The organism is Campylobacter sp. CNRCH_2014_0184h (genome assembly GCF_025772985.1).
Taxonomy (GTDB): Bacteria; Campylobacterota; Campylobacteria; order Campylobacterales; family Campylobacteraceae; genus Campylobacter_D.
This window is the reverse complement of record NZ_JAKMTB010000019.1, coordinates 1-2597: the sequence shown is the minus strand read 5'-3', so window position 1 is coordinate 2597 and position 2597 is coordinate 1. Positions and strand designations below refer to the sequence as shown.

At 29.3% G+C, this 2597-nt stretch carries 1 protein-coding gene; it reads right to left on the bottom strand.

From position 1 onward, the window contains the following. Nucleotides 1-2554: hypothetical protein (locus tag L8X36_RS08000; RefSeq protein ID WP_263683318.1), on the bottom strand; the 2554-nt coding region annotated here is incomplete at its 3' end. Nucleotides 2555-2597 lie beyond the last annotated feature (43 nt).

Below are 2597 nucleotides of genomic sequence, written 5' to 3'. Positions count from 1 at the left end.
CTGGGTCAATAGGTTTATCAGGTATTTCTATTTCACCACCGCCATCAATAGGTCTATTAACATCAGGAGCTATTAATAAAGGAATAGTTTTGAAATCTCCAGCTATGATAACTTTTTCAAATTTGTTATTATCTTTAAAATCTTGAAGTTGATCTTTATAATTAAGCAATTGCGCATAAAGATTTTTAGCTTCAGTATTAAGTTTTATAATGGTATTTTTAATACTTACAAATAAAGGGTCGTTTTCATTTGCCAAGCCTTTTTCTATTAAAACTACATAATCATTATAAGCTTTTATAGCTTTAGCTAATTCTTCTTGATTTTCATCAAGCAAGTGCTCAATATTAAAACCTTTTGATACTATATTTTCATTAAGAACTTTAAGCTCATCATACAGTTTGTTTTTCTTATTGTTAAAGTTTGTAAATTTAGTTTCAGCATTATCGAAAGAATTTGCAAAGTCTTCTTTTACTGTTTCACTTTCAAAATTAGCTTTGCTTATGTCATGATTTTTGTATGCATTTAAAAAGCTCAAGCTTTGCAATAATGCTCTAGCATCGTTTTCTTTTACGCCTAAATATGTGGTTATAAATTTAACCTGCTCATCTTCTGTTTTATTTGATATATCACTATACTCATTTAATAATTTAGCTAATAATCTAATATCTATATTATAATGAACCTTATCAATATCATTTATAATATAATCCCATATATCTTTGCTAATTAAATCATTTTCACCTAAAGTGGCTGTTTCGTTTTTAATATCTTCTACATCAGGGATATTCATATCTTCAGAAGGTTTAGATGGTGGTGGTACTATAGGAAGCATAGGTTTGGATATGGTATTAGCTTTATCTTGAAAATCTTTATAAACTTCATCTTTATTGCTATTGTTGTAAGTGTGAATTTGGATTTTATCAGCAGTATCACCCCAGTAGTCTTGATCAGCTGTTGCATTAGTTAAATCGTTTTCATGATGGTAGATGTGGATGTTGTCAAATTTAATTTGGCTATCACCACCCATATCACCAACAAATTTTCCATTATCTGTTGTTCCCTCTATAGTTACACCTTCGTTAAAATACATATAAATATTTTTAAAAGTGATATTTCCTGAAATTTCACCAGCGAAACCACCAAGATTACCCCATGGACTATCAGTATTTATATTTCCAATATTATTTAAAGATATATTATTAAATACAACACTGCTACCATCAAAAGCCATAACCCAACCAACAAAACCACCAGCATTAATACTCTGATTAAAAACACCAGAAAGTTTTATATCTCCAATATTATTTAAAGATATATTATAAAACTCACTATCATTAATAACAACTCCACTAAAACTACCAATACTAGTTTCTGCTGACATAGTTAAGGAAGAGTTTGAGAATGTTATATCCCCCATTCCGTTTAAAGATATATTTTCAAATTTGGCACCATCGATAACTTGACCAATAAAACCACCGATGCTGTAGCCATAATATTTTTGTTGTACTATTATATCTCCCATATTAATTAAGGAAATATTTTTAAATGTTGAACCACGAGCATTTCCTACAAAACGACCGATAAAACCACCTCTAGCTCCAACAGCACTCATATCTCCCATCTTATTTAAAGATATATTTTCAAATTTAGCATCATCAACACCTCCTGCAAAACCACCAACAGCTGATAAATAATAAGAAGAGTCATTATAAATATTTTTTATCTCACTTAAAGATATATTTTTAAATTCTCCCCCATATATACCTCCTGCAAAACCACCTGTATTACCGGTAGATGTTTTCATATTATCTATACCCTGTAAACTTATTTTATTAAAATAACTATCTTTTGCAAATCCAACAAACCCACCAGCATGCACACCTCCAGTAGCATTAATCACACCATCCATATAATCTACATTAATATTTCTAAAATTAGCTCTTTCAGCATATCCAAATATACCTATATACTCAGGTATATATTCAAGATTAGTTGTATCTATATTAATATTCTTAAGCGCAAATCCTTGTCCATCAAATGTTTTATTAAAAGCACTATCTCTGTTAAGTCCAACTATCATATTGGTACAACCATATCCATCTATACAATAATTTGCATAGTTTTGCCAATCTCTTCCTTCTTCGCCTTTACCTTGATTTCCATTAAAATCTATATCATTAGTAAGTCTATACTCACTAGCTGTATCTCTAAAACCTTCTTTATTTTCATTCCACCCTTTAGCAAAGTGCCACCAATCTAAATCAGAGCCTATGCCTACATATTTATATACTTTAAAGTTGTTATTTGTGTTTGTATATTTATCAAACACTTTAAAAGAACTAGGATTATAATAATATCCACTAGCATTTAAATACATAGAACCTTTAAAATTATTACCATTGCTTCCTTGTATTTTTAAGCTTTTTAATTGATCTCCATTTATATTACCTACATCTACATAAACTTCATTGCCTTGTAAGTTTATTTCATTAGCTGATATTATGCCTGTTTGATTTTTCATTTTATCATCCCAACTAGTATCAGCACTTAACATTACTTTATTACCTTGTAAAGTAACGTTTTGAGCATTAATAGTG